Here is a 19,576-nt window from a genome sequence, read left to right as displayed (position 1 = left end):
TTAGGTAAAAGATAAGCTGTGAGGAGGTGAGAAACAGTGAAAACACTACATGCAATTGCAGTTACGTTATTGATTATTGGTGCTATTAACTGGGGACTGATTGGATTTTTTCAATTTGATCTAGTATCCGCAATTTTTGGCGGACAGACGGCTGTTCTTTCTCGAATTATTTATGGACTCGTTGGAATTAGTGCTATTTATTATCTTACCACTTTATTCTCTGGAGTTGGTGAGCCTGTTCAGGATTCAGATCATTTGCAGACAGGCTTCCAAACAGAGTTCAGTGAGGAACATGGCATTGAAGAAGAAATTGACGATAAATAATGAAACAAAAATAACCTTTTGAATAAATAAAATACGGCTGCCTTTTCATCCATTACTGTTTTTTCGCTTTAAAACAGCTTAAAGCGGTAATTGGATGGGGCAGCCGACATTTCCAGGGAGATGGGGAAGAACTTCCAGAAATGATGTTTTATTTTATTCGGAAGGTTTTTGTTCCTCTAAATCCTTGATTGTTTCTGCAAATTGCTTTCGTTCTTGCGCGGTGGGCAGGCGGCAGCTTTGTTTTTTCTCAAACCATTTATGCCTGTTGCGTGCCACAAAATCATAGAGAGTATCCCGGATAAAATATGGAAGAACTTTACCAGCTGTCAGCATTCTCCAAGGAAACGCTAAATACTTTACTACTCGTAAAGCAGCATCTGATTTGATAAAAATTTTCTCTCCATCGATCAGCAGTACGCTGTCGAGGTCATTTGGCACCCGATATTTTTTTCTTATAAATTCTCCTGCCTCACTCTGCAGGGAAATAAAAAGAAATTGGTTTTCGTTATCTTTATTTAGAATAAACTGCACGAAGCTGTCGCAAATATGACATTCTCCATCAAATACGATAAGTTTCACTTGCATCACCTCACACAATCCTTCTTTATAAATATCATACAACTCCACTGTAACACAGAAAAATTGTTTTTATAAAGTATTAACGATAAGTCCTTTCTGTATAAACTCCATAGAGACTGTGATATGATAGCATTTGTATATTTATGTGTACTGAAGGAGTAGAAAATTTTGGAAGGGTTTCAGCAACAATTTATTATTTCTGTATTTATTATTTTACTTGGTTATTTCTTTAAAAGGACAAAAATTTTAAAGGAATCGGATGGACAGACTATAGCCAGAATCGTTTTTAATATTACTTTGCCTGCGTTAGTGCTTGTTACTTTTAATCAAATGGAGGTAACGCTGCCGCTTGTATCCCTTATTTTCATTGCGATTTTATTTGGACTTGTCGCTGCTGCGGCCGGTTTTTTTGCTTTTCGCTCTGCAGATACTGATTTAAAAGGAATGGCAATCATGATGATGCCGGGTGTCAATGTCGGCTTGTTTGCCTTTCCTCTTGTAGAAGCTATCTGGGGCAGAGAAGGTATTCAATATTTTGGTATGTTTGACGTAGGTAATGCTGTGATTGTATTCGGATTATGTTTCTTTATTGCCAGTTATTTTGCAAACGGATCATCGAAATTTTATTTGCGGGAAACGGTCAGTCCATTACTCCGATCTATTCCATTTTTAACCTATATGTTTGTCGTTGCTTTAAACATATTTGATTTTCATTTGCCGCCGTTCTTATTGGATACCGCAGAGATTATCTCTGCGGCGAATATGCCATTATCCTTGCTGTTACTTGGACTTTATTTAAATTTTTCCTTTGAGAAATCATGGTTTCCTCTGATAGGGAAGTATTTAGCTGTGAAGTATGGAACTGGACTGGTTCTCGGTTTCAGCCTTTTTTGGTTGTTTTCAGATTATCCGATGCTGGCCAACACGGTTCTAATTGGTTTTATTTTGCCAACTTCCACAACAGCTGTGGTGTATGCAATAAGATACAGATATAACGCAAAAATAGCCGGAACTATAGTGAATATAACTATCATTTTAAGCTTTCTGCTGATTTGGGTGCTGGTAAGCTTTGTGGCATATCATTAGTTCCTTATAATGCTTTTACATCCAATGTTTGAACAAAATCAACAAACGCCCGGACAATATTCATTTGTAAGGTATCTTCCTGATAGTACATCCAGGTTTGTCTCTTTAAAGGCTCACCGGATGCTCCCGTAATTGGTTTAATAAACAGCTCGGGGTGCGGGCGGACGACCAGATTAGCGACAATCGCATAACCGAGTCCATGAACAACCATTTCTTTGCAAGTCTCTACTTGATTGACATGGATGGTAATATTCGGCTGTTCGATATAATTTTGATGCCACCAGTCATCTAATAGCATACGCATATGCTCGTCTGTGTAATAGTCTACTCTTGGGAGCTTGGGAAGGGTATCCCATGCAAAATCCCAAGGAGAGGCAACACAGATTTCCTCCTCGTATAATAGCGCCTTCTTTTCCTTCCAAGCATAATTTCCTTTAATAAAGCTGATATGTACATCATGATTTAATAACAGCCGATGCATATCGCTGCTCCATCCAGTGACAACCTGGCATTCTACCTCCGGATATTTTTCTTTAAACAGCTGCAGCAGCTTCGGCATTTTATTTGCCGCAAAGAAATTAGAAACACCAACCCGTAATGTTCCCTTTACTTCCTCCTGCATATTGCTGAGTTTTTCCTCCATTTTACGCTGTTCCAGCAGCATTCTTTTTGCGTGTTGTGCCAGCTCTTCCCCCTCTGGAGTAAACATGATGCCGCGCCGCTTCCTTAGAATAAGCGGGACACCATAATGATTTTCCAGCTTTTGAATTCTTGCAGTTAAGGTTGGTTGAGATAAAAATAATTGATGTGCTGCCAGTGTGATATTTTCTGTTTCGTAAAGGGCGGCAAGCATTTTCCAGTCTTGTAAATTCAAGGCTTTCCCTCCTGTTTTTTAGATATAGAAAAAATCTATCGTTATTAATTTGAATTATATATTTTTCTAATATTCTATTCAAGGTTATACTGGATATAGGAAAACGTTTTATTGGGAATTTTTATTCAACATATGCTTCTCTATACTTTGTAGTTTAAGTGAGACGACGGCTTGGCAATTAGCAGGATGATGTATTTTCAAAAGACCAAATGATGACGCTTTCAAAATGAAGGAGGAGAAATAATGCGTACAAGTGAAGGGTTTGTTCCTGGTTTAGATGGTGTGATTGCGGCACGAACAGAAATTTCTTTTTTAGATGTTGATCGGGAAAAAATAGTTATTCGCGGAGAGGATTTAATAGCATTAGCGAAAAATAAAACGTATTTTGATGTCGTTCATTTATTATTGGAAGGATATATTCCAAGCCAGGAGGAAAAGAGCAGTCTGGAAGATAATATTAAAGGGTATTATAACCTGCCTAAAGATATCTTGCCTGTATTTAACCTGCTGCCAAAGGGCATGCATCCAATGGATGGGATGCGTACGGTTATCTCATTATTAGCCGGATACGATACGGACCTTGAAAATCGTTCGAATAAGGAAAATAAACAGCGGGCCTATGAACTGTTAGGGCAATTGCCTTTTATTACGGTAAACAGCTATTTTGCTACAGAGGGCAAAGCGATTGCCAGTCCGGATGAAAGTCTCGGCTATAGCGCCAATTTTCTCTATATGATTACAGGTAAAAAACCGTCCGATTTGGAGGTGGAAATTTTTGATCAGCTCTTATTACTCTACAGTGAGCATGAGATGCCTAATTCAACCTTTGCCTCCCGTGTGATTGCTTCTACAAACGCGGATATGTACGGTGCTTTAACCGGTGCTATCTCTTCCTTGAAAGGGCATTTACACGGCGGAGCAAATGAGGCGGTCATGTATATGCTTCAGGAAGTAGATTCTGTAGACGGGTTTGAAGCGCTTATTCGTCATAAGCTTCAAAACAAGGAAAAAATCATGGGGTTTGGACATCGGGTATACATGAAGAAAATGGATCCCCGGGCAACGATTACAAAAGAAGCGCTGCGGAAACTATGTGAAAGAGATAATGATGATACGCTTTTAAAGATGTGTGAAGCTGGAGAAGAAATTATGAGGGAAGAGAAGGGGTTATATCCTAACTTAGATTATTATGCAGCTCCGGTTTATTGGAAGCTTGGTATTCCAATACCGCTTTATACACCAATTTTCTTCAGTGCCAGAACAGCAGGGCTTGCGGCACATATTATCGAACAGCATGATAATAATCGGATTTTCAGACCAAGAGTAGAATACACAGGAAAAAGCTATTAAGAGGAGGACATTCAAATGGAATCAGTAAAAACAAATCAGACCGATCAACTTTTAGAAGAAATTGCGGACTATGTATTAAATAAGGAAATTACAAGTGAAGAGGCTTATAAAACAGCGCATCATGTACTGATTGATACGATTGGCTGCGGTATTCTTGCTTTAAATTACCCGGAATGTACGAAGTTGTTAGGACCTATTGTTCCAGGCACTGTGGTTCCAAATGGCGTGAGAGTACCAGGAACACCGCATGTTCTTGATCCTGTGCAGGGAGCATTTAATATCGGGACAATGATACGCTGGCTGGATTATAATGATACTTGGCTTGCAGCGGAATGGGGGCACCCTTCCGATAACTTGGGAGGCATTTTAGCTGTGGCTGATTATGTGAGTCAGCTGCGCCAGCAAAAAGGAGAAGCTCCTTTAACTGTAGAAGAGGTCTTGGAAATGTCGATTAAAGCACATGAAATACAAGGCATCCTTGCTTTAGAAAACAGCTTGAACCGTGTTGGCCTGGACCATGTCTTATACGTTAAAATTGCAACAACCGCAGTAGTGACTAAAATGCTGGGCGGCGGAAAAGAAGAAATTGTCAATGCATTATCCAATGCCTGGATTGATAATTCCAGCTTGCGGACGTATCGTCATTTTCCGAATACAGGTTCCAGAAAATCATGGGCAGCAGGAGATGCGACAAGCCGTGCCGTTCGCCTGGCATTGATGGCCATTAAAGGAGAAATGGGCTATCAAACTGCTTTGAGTGCAGAAGGATGGGGTTTTCAAGACGTGCTCTTCAAAGGGAAGGATATTGTATTAAGCAGACCGCTTGAAAGCTATGTCATGGAAAATGTATTGTTCAAGGTATCTTTTCCGGCAGAATTTCATGCACAAACCGCAGCAGAGGCAGCTGTTCAATTACATCCTGAAGTAGTTGACCGTATTGATGAAATTAAAGAAATTACGATAGCTACACATGAATCTGCTATCCGTATCATTGATAAAAAAGGACCGCTGCATAACCCGGCGGACAGAGACCATTGCCTGCAGTACATTACAGCGGTTGGATTATTAAAAGGAAATATTGTAGCGGAGGATTATGAGGATGATGCGGCAAAAGATCCGCGTATTGACGAACTTCGTGATAAAATGACGGTAACCGAAAATAAGCGTTATACGGAAGAATATTTAGATTCGGAGAAGCGTTCTATTGCAAATGCGGTACAGGTACATTTTACAGATGGCACTTCCACAGAGATGGTGGATTGTGAATATCCTTTAGGTCACCGGTTCCGCCGGGAGGAAGCATTTCCGCAAATAATCAAAAAATACGAAGCGAATGTAGCAACTCAATTTACGGAAAAACAAACCGCGCACATCAAGAAACAAAGTGTTAATTATGATACGATAAAACAGATGCCGATTACAGATTTTATCGAATTATTTTTAGATTAGAAGGGTGAGGAAAAAATGGCTTGGATTGTAGATAGCCCAATACCACAGCATGAATTAGCTGAGAAATTTCGAAAGATGGCAGACGAGAAGGGGATATTGCAAATACCCGGAGCACATGATGCGATGGCTGGCTTAGTAGCAAAACAGGCTGGATTTCAGTCACTGTATTTATCAGGAGCTGCCTATACAGCAAGTAAGGGATTGCCGGATCTAGGAATCGTTACTTCTACAGAGGTAGCTGAGAGAGCAAAGGAAATCGTAAGCGCGACAAATTTACCGCTGCTGGTAGATATTGATACCGGTTTTGGCGGCGTCTTGAATGTTGTCCGGACAGCAAGAGAAATGGTGGAAGCCAATGTAGCTGCCGTTCAGCTGGAGGACCAGCAGCTTCCCAAAAAATGCGGACATTTAAATGGGAAGAATGTGGTTGCCAAGGAAGAAATGATGCAAAAGATAGCTGCTATTAAAAAGGTAGCACCGACACTTCTCGTGGTAGCAAGAACGGATGCCAGAGCGGTAGAGGGATTAGACAGCGCTATTGACCGTGCCAAAGGTTATGTTGATGCAGGAGCGGATGCTATTTTTCCGGAGGCATTGCAAAATAATGAAGAATTCCAGGCTGTTGCCAAAGCGATAGATGTGCCATTATTAGCGAATATGACAGAGTTCGGGAAAACGCCTTATTTAACTGCGAAGGAATTCGAGGACTTAGGATATGGCATGGTCATTTATCCGGTAACCTCTTTACGCGTTGCTGCCAAAGCATATGAGCGTATTTTCGGACTTATCCGGGAGGAAGGCACGCAAAAAAACGGCTTAGAGGATATGCAAACGAGAAAAGAGCTGTATGAAACGATTCAATACGATGAATTTGAAGAGCTGGACCAGGGCATTGCAAAGACGGTGATTGAGGATTATTTCAAATAGTAAAAGAGGCATTTGCATCATCAGTTATCTGATTGCGCAAATGCCTCTTTTTTATTGCTTACCGCATTTTATCGCAGTGTAACTGGCTGGGACTGCGATTACTCGTCCCGCCGAAAACCATTGCGATTACTCGCCCCATCGAAGAGCTTTTGTAAGACTCCCACTTCAAGAAATGAAGGAAAATGGTTATTTCTAAGTGGGAGATCCAACAGCCAGTAACGGCCCGATTCGTTCAACTAACAACTCTTTACGATGGGGTGAGTAATCTTAGGCCCCAATCAGTGGGGGATGAAAAGAAACCCCCACTTGATTGAAGTTTCACTTTATCCCAAAGCAACATCCAGCACCATCATAAGCGCAAATCCAATCATCAGGCTGATTGTCGCTAAATCTCTATTACCGTTCTCCTGAGAACTTGGAATAACCTCTTCTGCTACAACAAAGATCATCGCACCGGCAGCAAAGCTGAGAGCGTAAGGAAGTAACGGCTCGATATGAGCAACTGCCAACGCACCGATAACCGCTGCAATAGGCTCGACGAAGCCGGAAAATTGGCCATACATAAAACTTTTCATCCGTGACATGCCCTGCCCGCGCAATGGCATGGCAACGGCAACACCTTCCGGGAAGTTTTGAATTCCAATCCCGATGGCTAGTGTAATTGCTCCGGCCAAGGCAGCTTCCGTACTGTGATTTGCCAATGCGCCAAAAGCAATCCCGACTGCCAGACCTTCTGGAATATTATGAATCGTGATAGCGAGCACAAGCAAGGTGCTGCGTTTTCTTTTATCAGCTGCAAGCCCCTCAGCCTGTTTCTTTTCTGCGTTAGGATGAAGGTGGGGGAGGATTTTATCAATAATCCATAAAAACCCGCCTCCCAATAAGAAACCGACTAACGCGGGGAACCAGGGGCCAACAGCATTATCTGTTGATGCTTCAATAGATGGTCCGAGCAATGACCAGTAGCTGGCTGCTATCATAACCCCTCCGGCAAAGCCTAACATACTATCTAACAGCTTTTGATGTACTGTTTTCGTTGCAAAAACAATCGCCGCCCCTAGTGCAGTCATCCCCCACGTGAAAATGGTTGCTGCCAATGCTTGCATAACAGGACTAAGATTTTGAAAAAACTCTAACATTATATATCCCTTCTTTTTTTCAATCAATTATAATTTAACATATACCAACTTAATCACTTTATCATTAAAATAAGAAAAGATGAAATAATTTTCACTTTTAAAGAGAAAATACACATCTGAAAAAATGTGTCTCCCCTTTGTTATTGGTTTTACTTAATTATTCCACACCTTAAATGAATTTCATAAGTATAATAAGTTTTAGAAAATGAAAGAATTATAAGGTTGGTGAGATAAAGATGTATGTCATTAGTCTGTTAGGAATGAGCAAAGTGATTCAAGCCCCTATATATAAAATTTGGGAATGGCTGGATGTTTTTAAAGGATATATACCAACAAAAACGATGGACCAAATAACGTATTTTGAAATTGAGGCAATAGATGTGTTGATATTTATAAAAGAGAAATTGGAAGAAGAGTATGATTTAATGGAAATTAGAGAACTGCTAGGTAAAAAAAGCTTTGCATAATGTCGTTCAAATAAAGAAGGGAAAGCATTTGTCGATAAGAAAAAAATAGAGGAAAGAAAATCAGAGGATGCCTCATCATTTTCTTTCCTCTATACCATTAAGTGTTATTGAAAATCCAATATCGTCTCGAAAAACATCACGGAAATCATCGCATAAATATCAACAATGGGCTCACCTGTTAAAAGGGGAGTATTGAACATATCGGCAGTGAAATCTGCATTTTCCCCCCAAACATCATCTTCCTCCCACAGATCATCATCTTCCCATCCATCTTCATCTGAGGCGGAGCTATCTTCTGTTGCATAGTATTCTGCTGCGTATTCAACGTCCAAAAGAGAGGTATAATTATTGATGCTGTCCTCATAGGTATTGAAAAGTTCTTCTAATTCTTCAATTGAGCTAAAACCGTAAGCTGCAGCAATCGATTCTAAATGCTCGTCAGTAATTTCTTCTTCCTCTAAGGAAGCAAATGAATCCTCTGATTCGCCTGAATCTTCATTTAAAAGGAAATCTATGAAAACATCAGTGGTTTCCATAAACATAAATATTTCACTATCTAAAACTTCTTCATCCTCTAAAAGCAGTCCTTCTTCACGAAACAGCGTATCTAACTCTTCATAGGTTAAATCATACGTATCAAGAAGTTCCTCCAATCCTTCTTCATTCAAGGGTGTACCAAGCTCGGAAACTTCTGCAAAATCAGCTAAGCTCCAATCGTACTCCGCCAGGTAATCTTCATAATCCTCCACTTCCCAGCCAATGGATTCAATAAATTCTTCCACCTCAGAATCATCTGCTTCCAATGCAAAAGCATGGGAAGGTAAAAGGCCAATCATAAGTATCAGTGCAAAACAAATAGATAATAATTTCTTTCTCATCTTCATACCTCCTATGTATATCGTATGACTTTTGAAACATCATCTTTAAGTATAAAGTGTTTTCAGATGAAATTCCATGAATATAGGATTGTCTTCAGGAAAATAAATCAAAAGTCACGGGTCAAGGGAGAAATCGCTTGTTCAATAAATTGACACAAACTTATTGACAAATTATTGAACGAAAGGCATAATATAATTAAAGGAGATGAGATAGATGAAAATCAATAAAAAATTATTAAAAGGCTTGTCTCTAGTTTGTGGGACATTAATTACAATTGGTGCGATTATGTTTATATACGGTTATATTGTAAGCGCTACACCTATTGTGACAGCAATAGGCATCGGCTTGGCAGAAGGGGCGACATTTATCTTTATTATGGGATTGTTCCTTGTTGCTGTAGAAGAGAATTTTCATGGGAAGAAGCATAAACAACAATCATAGGTAATGAAAAGAGAAAAAAGCTCAAGCAGTTTATGAACTGCTTGAGCTTTTTAGATGCTTTAAATCATATATCCCCATATCATTGCAAGCAATGAACCAAGGATGGTTAAGATAGCAACTGCTACACCATAAATTGTGTGGAGGTAAATACCGCCTTTATCTTCACTTTCTCCGGCGTGCATAAATACAACGAGCTGCACTCCTGCTTGAATAAATGCTGTAACAATCAGAATGGTTAATCCCATTGCAAAAGACATGTCAAAGAAATAGACACTTAATGCAACAACAGTCAGGAGTAGTGAAAAGATATATCCGTTAACCTGTTTTAGTGGAAAAAGTTCTTTCATGTTACATCATTCCCTTCAAGTAAATAAAGCTGAAAATAAAGATCCACATAACGTCAAGGAAGTGCCAGTAAAGAGAGAATATAAATGATTTATTCGCTGTCCGCGCATTTAAACCGCCGCGCAGAACTTGAACAATAATCATAATTCCCCAGAACAGCCCGAAGGTTACGTGAGCTCCATGTGTTCCGAGCGTTGTTAATAGGGTAGCAGTAAAACCGCTTGTCTGCAATGTTGCTCCAATATGGTAAAAATGAATAAATTCATATATTTCTACGCTAAGGAATCCTGCACCTAACAGGAGCGTAACTACCATAAAGCCAATCATTGCCTTCACACGACCAATACGCATCGCATGAACTGCTAATCCAATTGTAAAACTACTTGTCAGTAAAAGGAATGTCTCAATCAAAACCGGCGGTAATTCAAAAATCTCTGCGCCAGCCGGACCGCTGCCAACGCCACGGTCTACATAAACAAAATATGATGTAAACAGCGTGGCAAACAGCATAATTTCCGCACTTAGGAAAATCCAGAATCCCAAAATATTCATTTTATTGGTTTCGGTGCTATATTCAAGAGGTAGATTTTGAGAATCAAGTTTCATTATTTAGCACCTCCGAATTTGTTTTCTGTTTCTTCAATTTCTTCTTTATGAATATGATGTCCGTCGTCTTTTTCAAATGAACGGTAAATCAGACAGCCGATAATTCCAAGGAAGGCGATAATGACTCCAACCCATACATGGAAGACAAAGAAAAAGCCAAATACAAAGAAGAAACCTGCAAGAATAATCGACCAGCCGCTGTTATTCGGCATATGAATGTCTTTAATTTCCCCTTTAAATAAGTCATGTCCATTCTTTTTATAATCCCAGAACGCTTCTTCAGAATCCACATTTGGTGTGATAGCGAAGTTGTATTCTGGAACCGGATTATGCGTAGCCCATTCAAGAGAACGTGCATTCCAAGGATCGTCACCGACATTTCTTGGTGCATAACGGAAGCTGTAATAAACGTTATAAACAATTATTACAAACCCGACTGCTAACAGCAGCGCTCCAAAGAAGGATACCATGCTTAAAGGTCCGAAGCCGGATGCTTCTGAATAAGTGTACATTCTGCGTGCCTGTCCGTTTAACCCGGTAATATACATCGGGAAGAAGGATAAACAGAAGCCAATAACAATATTCCAGAATGCCCATTTGCCAATACGCTCATTCAGCATGAAACCGAACATTTTTGGCCAGTAATAAATGAGACCGGCAATCATCGCAAATACCACACCAGGGATGATTACATTATGGAAGTGAGCTACTAGGAACATCGTGTTGTGATATTGATAGTCTGCACTTGCCATTGCAAGCATGACACCAGTTACCCCGCCAATCGTAAACAGCGGAATAAATGCCACGGAATACATCATTGGGGTCGTAAATCGTATTTTACCTCGCCACATCGTCAGAAGCCAGTTGAATATCTTAATTCCCGTCGGTACGGCGATTGCCATGGTTGTAATCGAGAAGATACTGTTGGCAACAGCTCCTTGTCCCATCGTAAAGAAGTGATGGACCCATACCATAAAGGATAGCAAGGAAATAATAACCATGGACGCAACCATTGATTTATAGCCATATAAATTACGCTGTGAGAATGTAGCGATAATTTGCGAGTAAATCCCGAATGCAGGAAGCACCAGAATATATACCTCAGGGTGTCCCCAGACCCAGAACAGGTTCGCCCACATCATATCCATACCGCCGTCTCCAGTTGTAAAGAAGTTGGTAAAGAATTGACGGTCTAACGTTCCCATTAATAAAGCAATTGTCAGTACAGGGAATGCAAACACAATAATAAGGTTTGTGATTAATGCAGACCAGGTAAACATCGGCATTTTCATCAATTTCATGCCAGGCGCACGCATTTTCATGATCGTGGCGATAAAGTTAATCCCTGTCATCAATGTTCCGATACCGGAAATTTGCAGTGCCCAGTTATAGTAGTTTACCCCAACATGTTCACTGAATTCTGTTCCTGCCAGCGGATAATAGTTTGTCCATCCGGCATCCGGTGAACCTCCGACAACAAAGGAAACGTTAAACAGCATTGCTCCGGCAAAATATAACCAGAAGCTGAGCGCGTTCAAGCGCGGAAAGGCAACGTCTCTTGCCCCGATTTGCAGCGGGACAACGAAGTTCATCATACCGATAATAAATGCCATTGCCATGAAGAAAATCATAACAACACCGTGTGTCGTGAAAACCTCGTTATAGTGCTGTGCGTCTAAGAAGCTGTTATCTGGAACAGCTGTCTGCAGACGCATCATAACAGCATCTGCTCCACCTCTGAAAAGCATAAGCAATGCTGAAATGATATACATAATACCAATTCGTTTGTGATCAACCGTTGTTAACCAATTATTCCAAAGATATCCCCATTTTTTGAAATAGGTAACACCAAAAACAATCGCAATACTTACAAGTCCAATCGCAACGATGGATGCATAAAGCATTGGATCATCATGGGGCGGAATAGAAAATCTATCTAAAAAATCCATTATGTCGAAACTCCTTTCTAGAGCTCAGAAATTTTCAAGCACCTCAAACATGAGTGCTGTTGTAAAGCTGATTAATGATGATGATGTCCGCCATCTTCATCTGAATCAGATGGTCCATGATTATGCGGACTGTTCTCTCCCTCAGGTGCAGGTTTGAATTCCTGATGTGTACCAGTGAAAGTCATTTGTCCTAAATGTCCAGGCTCTAATAATTCTTCAAATTCTTCCTCGGTCAGCGGGTCCGCAGTATTATGAATATCTTCTACCCAGGAATCGAATTCACTTGGAGGCATTGCTGTAACAGCAAATTCATTTTCTGCAAAACCTTCTCCATTAAAGTTAGAGTTTCTTCCCATATATTCTCCAGGCTCATCTGCAACAACGTTCAGATAGTTTGTCATATCTGCCATCGCATATTTCTGTCCTGCCAATTGAGGAATCCAGAAACTTGAAATCGTTCCATGAGAATATAAACGGAATTCAACGTTTTGATTTGTTGGAATGAAAACATAATTCACTGTTTCAATGTCCTGTTCCGGATAACTGAAATGCCATTTCCAGTTAGAAGAGGATGCATAAATAACGAGCGGCTCGTCTTCAGCATAGCCTTCTGGAGGGCTCTCCACTTGATGTGTCGAAATGGTAGAAACCACGGATAAAAAGGCAACAATTAAAATTGGAACAGCGACAATAATTCCTTCTACATATTTATTACCCTCAATATGAGGCGGCTCGTAGTCAGGATCTTGTTTTGACGCTCTATATTTAAATAAAATAACTGCCAGCATTACTAAGACAACAATTACAATGAATGACATTGTAAAAATCGATATCCAAATCACAGTTGCAGTTGTATCTGCTTGAGGACCTTTTGGATCAAGTACAAGTAATGGTTCACAGCCTGCCAGAAAAGCAGCAATGCCTGTTAATAAGGCTAAGTAGGTCCACTTTAACTTCATGTTGATACCCCTTCCTTTGATGTTTAATAAGATGGATTACTATGATTAAAAGGTTGTTCACAAAATGAACACACAATTAACTTAGTATTGGTTTATAGCAGAGATAATATTAATACTGATATAAGGAAATTACAAGAGATTGAAAAACACTTCACAAAATGTTCATGAAAACTTCTACATCTTTTTGAATTTTGTCGGTAAATGTCGAAAAAGACTTGACAATATTAACAAATGGTAGTAATAGGGCTTTTAACATTAAATTGAAAATTTTGTACAATATAAAGTGAAACTTCCTTTAGTGAGGGCTTTTCGACGCAGAATGGTTCTTCGATGTGGAGAGTAATCGCACCTCCAGTTTCAGTCAGTTATACTGCGATAAACTAACTTTATGCAGGTATATATCTGAAAATAAATTTAAGAAGAGCTTCTGAATAAGGTTATTAGTTATATTTTGTTATTATAATAGGAAAATGTAAATCAAATAAGCGTAAAGTGGAATATGCTATAATGAAATGAAGGGGGAGTCAGCATGGATCCATTAGATATATTGATAGATTTAGAACAATTACTTCCTTATTATAAACCGATTGTCCGGGCAGATAAGCAGCTGGTAAGCGGTTATGAAGTAATTGCTTACTACTTAGATGAAAATAATAAAGAGCAGCGTTTAGATTGGCTCTTCGATGATACCTCCATTCCAGATGAATTCCGGCTGGAGGTAAACAAATATATCCATCAAAAAGCAATTGAGAAAAAATTACAAGAACATTTTACAGGACACCTCACTTTATACTATGATGCAGAATTATTGGTACGTGATAATGGAGAAGTATTTATTGATTTACTGCATGATCATCAGGAAAAAGGATTACATCTGAATGAAATCATTCTCGAAATCAAGGATACATGTCTGCCAAATAATACAGATCAACTGGGCCATATCATTAAATACTTAAAAACACTGGGAGTAAAGATCAGTATTGAATTAGCAGACGCAAATGGCAGTCTGAATCAATTAGCCGTTCTGCATCCTTCCTTTATTAAAGTAGATACATCATTTTTAAAGGATGATCTGCTCCCGCATCTGTATAAGGATGTTTATTTTGGCGTGTCGATGTTATCCAGAAAAATAGGTGCTTCTTTGTTATTTAAAGGCATCCGCTCTTATAAACAATTGAATTTTGCATGGCAAAGCGGCGGTGAATATTATCAGGGCAGCTATCTGACTTATCCGCAGCAGGATTTTATTGAGGAAGATGCATGTAAAAATAAATTAACGGAGTATTTTAGAGAATTTGTAACCTATGAACAAAAGAAAGCGAAGGCACAATTTGAATTATTAGACTCCGTTTATGCAATAATTGACCGTCTTCTTTCCCAGACGAAACAAACAAACGACGACAGCTGGCTGCTGAAGCTTGCTGAGGGCTGTGAAGATTTTGTATTTCGTATCTATGTTTGCAACAGCGTCGGTCTGCAAATCTCGGCAAACGTGGAAAAAGATATGCAGGGGAGCTGGACCTTGATTGAGGAAGGGATGCATAAGAACTGGAGCTGGCGTCCATATTTTTTCGAGAATATAATGCGGATGAATATTGAGAAAAAAGGAATTTTATCGGATCTATACACAGATATCGAGCGTTCCGAGTTGATACGAACGTACGCTTATCCGCTGTCTCAGGAACGATATATATTTTTTGATATTCCATACAGTTATTTGATAGAAAAAGAAGGCTTACTATAAGAGAATAATAATGAAAGGGGAAGGAGTACCTTTCAAAGCTTGATTTGTCCGGTTTTTCGTCTTCGATGGATTCCGGGATAGAAGGAGGTTTTTTAAATGAAATTGATTCATACAGCAGATTGGCATCTGGGCAAGCTGGTTCAAGGCGTTTATATGACTGAAGACCAGGCCTGCATCCTGGATCAGTTTGTTGAAGCGGTGGAAAAAGAAAACCCGGACGCTGTTATTATTGCAGGAGATTTATATGATCGTGCGGTACCTCCTGTAGAAGCAGTTGATTTATTAGATAAAACATTAGACCGGATTGTTAATCAATTAGGGATTCCCGTCTTAGCGATTGCCGGTAACCATGACAGTCCGGGCAGACTTCATTTTGGCAGCCTCTTAATGAAGGAAAAAGGTTATCATATCATTGGCCAGCTTTCGGAAAGCATACAGCCTGTTGTACTTTCAGATGAATTTGGGGAAGTGCATTTTCATCTTATTCCGTATGCAGATCCAAGTGTGGTCAAAGCCTTATTTCAAGAAGGAGATATTCGCAATCATCAGGATGCCAATGCTTTTCTTGTTAAGCAGATAAAGGAAAACATGGACGAAGCAGCACGCCATGTTTATGTTGGACATGCTTTTGTCACTCCTTTTGGCGAGACGGAAGAAAATACGAGTGATTCAGAACGCCCGCTGTCTATTGGCGGAGCAGAGCATGTCGATGCACATTTATTTACAGATTTTCATTACACAGCGTTAGGGCACCTCCATCAGGCGCATCATGTGCTGGATGAAAAAATTCGCTACTCCGGATCCATCCTAAAGTATTCCTTATCGGAAGAACATCATCAAAAAGGGTATTTAGTAGTTGAACTGGGTGAAGAAGGAAACGTCCAGGTTGAGAAAAAAAAGCTTATCCCCAAACGTGAAATACGTTCTATCAAAATGAAAATGGAGGATATTTATAGGGAGCCTCGAAGCGAAGATTATGTATTTGTTCAGTTGCTTGACGAGCTTCCTGTTTTATCGCCGATGGAAAAGGTACGTTCTATTTTTCCGAATGCCATGCATGTGGAGAGAGTAAGAACTACGTCAGGAGTCACGCAACAAAAAGAAAATCAGGCCCCTAAGACGAGCTTAAGTGAAATGGAATTATTTGATGCCTTTTATCAGGAAGTAACGGATAAGGAAGCTACCGAAGAAATGAACGAGATAATGAAGGAGTTATTTCAAGAAATTCAGGATGCAGATAACGAACGGTAAGCATCTAAATAAGAAGCAGGTGAAAAGAGAATGCAGCCTTTACAATTAACATTACATGCTTTTGGACCGTATAAGGAAAAAGAAGTAATCGATTTTTCTAAACTGCAAGGAAACACATTATTTGTCATTTCCGGAAAAACCGGGGCAGGAAAGACGACGTTATTTGATGGGATAGCCTTTGCATTATATGGGAAAGCAAGCGGATCTGACCGGGAAGACCAGCGTATGCTTCGCAGTGATTTTGTAGATGAAAACGTACATACTTCTGCGGAGCTTATTTTTCAAATACAAGATAAAACGTATCGTATTTTCCGGCAGCTGGGTCATGTAAAAAAAGGAAATAAGAGTAAAACAGGAGATAAATGCGAATTTTACGAAGTGCGGCCAGATGGAGAATCGCCGTGCGTAGACAGACAGATGGTAAGCGAAATTGACCAAAAAATAGAAGATATTATTGGTTTGACTCCAGATCAATTTAAGCAGATTGTAATGCTTCCACAAGGGGAGTTTCGAAAACTGTTAACTTCTGATACAGAAAATAAAGAAGAAATCCTGAGACGTTTGTTCCGAACCGCGCATTATAAATATATGAATGAACTGCTCCGGGAGAAGAAAGCAAAATTAGAAAAAGAAAATCAGCGTATTCTAAACCGTATGGAGCAGCTGCGGACGCAAGTATTCTCCTTAGACCTTCCAGATGACGCCGAAATCCGTGAGTTGGCAAATAGAGAGCATGTCAATACGAATCAAATTATAGAAGCTTTAGAAACAGAGTTAAAGAAAAATGAAGCAGCGTATACAGAAGAAGATGCTCGTTATAAAGAAGCAACTAAGCAGCAGGAGCTCACGCAAAACCATTTGTTTCAAGTCAAACAGATCAATGAGCGTTTTTTGGAATTAGAAACCTATCAAAAGAATCTTGCCATATGGAAAGAACAAGCGCAGGAAATGGAAGCTTTAAAAGAAGGTTTGTCTGCAGCCGAACAGGCGAAGCTGATTATTCCTTATGAACAGCAGCGGAATGAAGCAGGAAAAGAGTTTCAGGAAGGAAATCAACGTCTGCAGCAGCTGGAAGCACAGCAGAATACAATGGAAAAGCAAAAGCAGCAGGCAGAAGCTGATTTTAAAAAAGAACAGGAAAATGCAGGGGAGCGCGAGAAGCTTTCGATTGAAGTAAACCGTTTGGAAGGATTTCTTCCTGTTGTCAAGGAATTAGAAATGAAAAAACAGGAAATTCAAAAGCTGGCTGGACAATTAAAGCAAGGGAATGAACAGCTGGAAAAATTAAAAGCGCTACGTGAAATACGAAGTAAACAAATAGATCGTTTAGAGCAGGAAGAACAGGCACTAGATAAAGAGGCTGAGAAGCTGGACACTGTAAAAGAAGAGTTAAGAATACTGCGTGAACAAGCAATGCTGATGAAAAAATATAAAGAAAAAACGGCACAGGTGCAAAATAGTGAGACAGAGGTCAAGCGTACAGAAGCTGTCTATCTGCAGGAAAAAGAAGCTTACAACCGGCTCGAACAGACTTGGTTTGCTAACCAGGCGCATGTATTGGCAGTGCACCTGCATGCTGGAGAAGCCTGTCCAGTTTGCGGCAGCTCAGAGCATCCGTCACCAGCAGTAACGAAGGAAACGGAAGTCAGTAAAGAAGAGCTGGAACAAGCGAAAAAGCTGATGGAAAAGAAAGAAGCAGACTGGCGGGAACAAACAGCAAACCTGAAGGCGTATCAATCAGAAAGAAAAGGGTTAGAAAAGGAGCTCACGCAGCATGAATTAGCATTTTCTGATCCGGAACAGAGCTATCTGGACATCGTTGAGAGAGGGAAAAGGAAAAAAGCGGAAGAGGATCGCCTCAAGCAGTCTAAAACCCGTTTATCGGAATGTAAAAAAGAATTAGCGAAAGAGCGTCAGGAACAAAAGCAAAGGGAAATGGAATGGAATGAAAAGACCAATCAGGTCAGCCGGCTTCAATCGGATTATCACGGTAAAGAGGCTGTCTATCAGCAGCAATTGATGCAAATACCGGAAAACTTACGCGTTCTTTCCCAATTAGAAGCTGAAATAACCCATTTAAAAACAAAAAAACAGCAGCTTGAACAACGCTGGGCAGAGGTGCAGGAGAATTATCAGAAAGTCCATGAAGCATTTACAAAGTGGACAGCTGATGTGCACCACCTTAGAGAAAATCAAGCAAAAATGAAGCAGAAAATAGAAAGTCTGGAGAAGACCTTTCAAGATAAATTAGAGCAGGCAGATTTTACTGAACAGTGGTATCAAGAAGCAAAATGGGAGGAAGCAACGTATCAATCCGTTAAACAGAGACTCTCTGAATATGAAAAACAGGGCTATCAATTAGAAAAGCAAATTTCCGGGCTTCAGCAGAAGCTGGAAGGTCAGTCGAAGCAGGATGTGTCCGAAATCGAAGCGGTGTTAGAAAAATGGAAGCAGAAAACAACAGCCAGTCTTGAAAAACTGCAGTGGCTGCAGCAGGAGAAAAAGGATATGACATTCTACGTGGATCAGCTGCAGGAGTTCCATCATCAATCAGCGGATATAGAACAGAAAAGAATGCTCGTTACAGATTTATATGATACGCTGCGGGGACAAAACCCTAAAAAGGTATCTTTTGAACGATATCTGCAAATGGAATATTTAGATCAAATTATCGAAGCTGCTAATTTACGCTTAAATGACCTATCGAATGGTCAATTTTATCTGACAAGAAGTGATCGCCAGGAAGCACGTGGGAAACAGAGCGGCTTAGGATTAGACGTCTATGATCAGTACACAGGGCAGACCAGGGATGTAAAAACATTATCTGGGGGAGAAAAATTCCATGCCTCTTTATGTCTTGCTCTGGGAATGAGCGATGTTATCCAAAGCTTCCAGGGGAATATTGTGATCCAAACGATGTTTATCGATGAAGGATTTGGGTCGCTGGATGAAGAGTCCCTGCGGAAAGCAATTGACGCGCTGATTCAGCTGCAGCAATCTGGAAGAATGATTGGCATCATTTCGCATGTTCAGGAGCTGAAGGATGTCTTTCCGGCAGCAATTGAGGTTCATAAAACAAAAGAGGGCTGCAGTAAAACGGAAATCGTTGTGAAATAAGAAGCTGGCATGTTATCCAGCTGTGTGACTTCTAAAATGGATTAGCTAAAAATAACTATATTATTTGCTATTTAAACAACCCCTGTATTA

At 40.0% G+C, this 19,576-nt stretch carries 18 protein-coding genes; 10 read left to right on the top strand and 8 right to left on the bottom strand.

What is annotated here, in order from left to right; all coding sequences use genetic code 11:
* The first annotated feature begins 36 nt into the window (after positions 1 to 36).
* Complete coding sequence (locus MKY65_RS16775; protein WP_042535564.1) at positions 37 to 324, top strand: DUF378 domain-containing protein; 288 nt, start codon at positions 37 to 39, stop codon at positions 322 to 324.
* A gap of 153 nt (positions 325 to 477) precedes the next feature.
* Here MKY65_RS16775 and MKY65_RS16770 read toward each other — a convergent pair whose 3' ends face one another.
* Positions 478 to 909: a DCC1-like thiol-disulfide oxidoreductase family protein gene (locus MKY65_RS16770; RefSeq protein WP_339185283.1), complete on the bottom strand. Its 432-nt coding sequence runs from the start codon at positions 907 to 909 to the stop codon at positions 478 to 480.
* Positions 910 to 1,071: 162 nt separating this feature from the next.
* Between MKY65_RS16770 and MKY65_RS16765 the strand changes: the two genes are divergently transcribed.
* On the top strand, positions 1,072 to 1,989 hold the full coding sequence (locus MKY65_RS16765; protein ID WP_339178775.1) for an AEC family transporter: 918 nt from the start codon (positions 1,072 to 1,074) through the stop codon (positions 1,987 to 1,989).
* Between the two features lie 4 nt (positions 1,990 to 1,993).
* Here the strand turns inward: MKY65_RS16765 and MKY65_RS16760 are convergent, their stop codons facing one another.
* Entirely contained in the window at positions 1,994 to 2,863 is an 870-nt protein-coding gene (locus MKY65_RS16760; protein ID WP_212929535.1) for a LysR family transcriptional regulator, read from the bottom strand.
* A gap of 243 nt (positions 2,864 to 3,106) precedes the next feature.
* Between MKY65_RS16760 and mmgD the strand changes: the two genes are divergently transcribed.
* The 3 genes from mmgD to prpB are packed head-to-tail and all read left to right on the top strand — an operon-like array spanning position 3,107 to position 6,589.
* Positions 3,107 to 4,213 (top strand): citrate synthase, encoded by a 1,107-nt coding sequence (gene mmgD, locus MKY65_RS16755; protein WP_339178771.1) that lies wholly within the window; start codon positions 3,107 to 3,109, stop codon positions 4,211 to 4,213.
* A 15-nt stretch (positions 4,214 to 4,228) separates the two neighbouring features.
* Complete coding sequence (locus MKY65_RS16750) at positions 4,229 to 5,662, top strand: bifunctional 2-methylcitrate dehydratase/aconitate hydratase (protein ID WP_339178768.1); 1,434 nt, start codon at positions 4,229 to 4,231, stop codon at positions 5,660 to 5,662.
* A gap of 15 nt (positions 5,663 to 5,677) precedes the next feature.
* Complete coding sequence (prpB, locus tag MKY65_RS16745) at positions 5,678 to 6,589, top strand: methylisocitrate lyase (protein WP_339178767.1); 912 nt, start codon at positions 5,678 to 5,680, stop codon at positions 6,587 to 6,589.
* 323 nt (positions 6,590 to 6,912) lie between these two features.
* Here prpB and MKY65_RS16740 read toward each other — a convergent pair whose 3' ends face one another.
* The gene (locus MKY65_RS16740; protein ID WP_339178764.1) at positions 6,913 to 7,728 is read right to left on the bottom strand and encodes a ZIP family metal transporter; all 816 of its coding nucleotides are present in this window, start codon (positions 7,726 to 7,728) and stop codon (positions 6,913 to 6,915) included.
* A 236-nt stretch (positions 7,729 to 7,964) separates the two neighbouring features.
* Here MKY65_RS16740 and MKY65_RS16735 point away from each other — a divergent pair, with 236 nt between their 5' ends.
* Positions 7,965 to 8,195: a hypothetical protein gene (locus MKY65_RS16735; protein ID WP_339178761.1), complete on the top strand. Its 231-nt coding sequence runs from the start codon at positions 7,965 to 7,967 to the stop codon at positions 8,193 to 8,195.
* Between the two features lie 104 nt (positions 8,196 to 8,299).
* Here the strand turns inward: MKY65_RS16735 and MKY65_RS16730 are convergent, their stop codons facing one another.
* Positions 8,300 to 9,073, bottom strand: coding sequence for a processed acidic surface protein (locus tag MKY65_RS16730; protein WP_339178758.1), 774 nt, complete (start codon positions 9,071 to 9,073; stop codon positions 8,300 to 8,302).
* 214 nt (positions 9,074 to 9,287) lie between these two features.
* Here MKY65_RS16730 and MKY65_RS16725 point away from each other — a divergent pair, with 214 nt between their 5' ends.
* Positions 9,288 to 9,515: a hypothetical protein gene (locus MKY65_RS16725; protein ID WP_339178755.1), complete on the top strand. Its 228-nt coding sequence runs from the start codon at positions 9,288 to 9,290 to the stop codon at positions 9,513 to 9,515.
* A 59-nt stretch (positions 9,516 to 9,574) separates the two neighbouring features.
* On the opposite strand, the gene qoxD is transcribed toward MKY65_RS16725, so the two are convergent.
* The 4 genes from qoxD to qoxA all read right to left on the bottom strand — a co-directional run bounded on the left by qoxD (position 9,575) and on the right by qoxA (position 13,374).
* Complete coding sequence (qoxD, locus tag MKY65_RS16720; protein ID WP_042535546.1) at positions 9,575 to 9,862, bottom strand: cytochrome aa3 quinol oxidase subunit IV; 288 nt, start codon at positions 9,860 to 9,862, stop codon at positions 9,575 to 9,577.
* A gap of 1 nt (position 9,863) precedes the next feature.
* Entirely contained in the window at positions 9,864 to 10,466 is a 603-nt protein-coding gene (gene qoxC, locus MKY65_RS16715; protein WP_042535544.1) for a cytochrome aa3 quinol oxidase subunit III, read from the bottom strand.
* Complete coding sequence (gene qoxB, locus MKY65_RS16710; RefSeq protein ID WP_042535541.1) at positions 10,466 to 12,415, bottom strand: cytochrome aa3 quinol oxidase subunit I; 1,950 nt, start codon at positions 12,413 to 12,415, stop codon at positions 10,466 to 10,468. The genes qoxC and qoxB overlap by 1 nt, the downstream gene beginning before the upstream one ends.
* 71 nt (positions 12,416 to 12,486) lie before the next feature.
* Positions 12,487 to 13,374, bottom strand: coding sequence for a cytochrome aa3 quinol oxidase subunit II (qoxA, locus tag MKY65_RS16705; protein ID WP_042535539.1), 888 nt, complete (start codon positions 13,372 to 13,374; stop codon positions 12,487 to 12,489).
* 529 nt (positions 13,375 to 13,903) lie between these two features.
* Here qoxA and MKY65_RS16700 point away from each other — a divergent pair.
* The 3 genes from MKY65_RS16700 to MKY65_RS16690 all read left to right on the top strand — a co-directional run bounded on the left by MKY65_RS16700 (position 13,904) and on the right by MKY65_RS16690 (position 19,486).
* A complete protein-coding gene (locus tag MKY65_RS16700; RefSeq protein WP_339178753.1) occupies positions 13,904 to 15,118 on the top strand; it encodes an EAL-associated domain-containing protein in 1,215 nt (404 codons plus the stop codon).
* 96 nt (positions 15,119 to 15,214) lie between these two features.
* Positions 15,215 to 16,369: an exonuclease SbcCD subunit D gene (locus MKY65_RS16695; protein ID WP_339178752.1), complete on the top strand. Its 1,155-nt coding sequence runs from the start codon at positions 15,215 to 15,217 to the stop codon at positions 16,367 to 16,369.
* 30 nt (positions 16,370 to 16,399) lie between these two features.
* Positions 16,400 to 19,486, top strand: coding sequence for an SMC family ATPase (locus MKY65_RS16690; RefSeq protein WP_339178750.1), 3,087 nt, complete (start codon positions 16,400 to 16,402; stop codon positions 19,484 to 19,486).
* Positions 19,487 to 19,576 lie beyond the last annotated feature (90 nt).

This window comes from Oceanobacillus sp. FSL W7-1293, assembly GCF_037969815.1.
Taxonomy (GTDB): domain Bacteria; phylum Bacillota; class Bacilli; order Bacillales; family Amphibacillaceae; genus Oceanobacillus; species Oceanobacillus oncorhynchi.
This window is presented reverse-complemented; position numbering and strand designations above follow the sequence as displayed.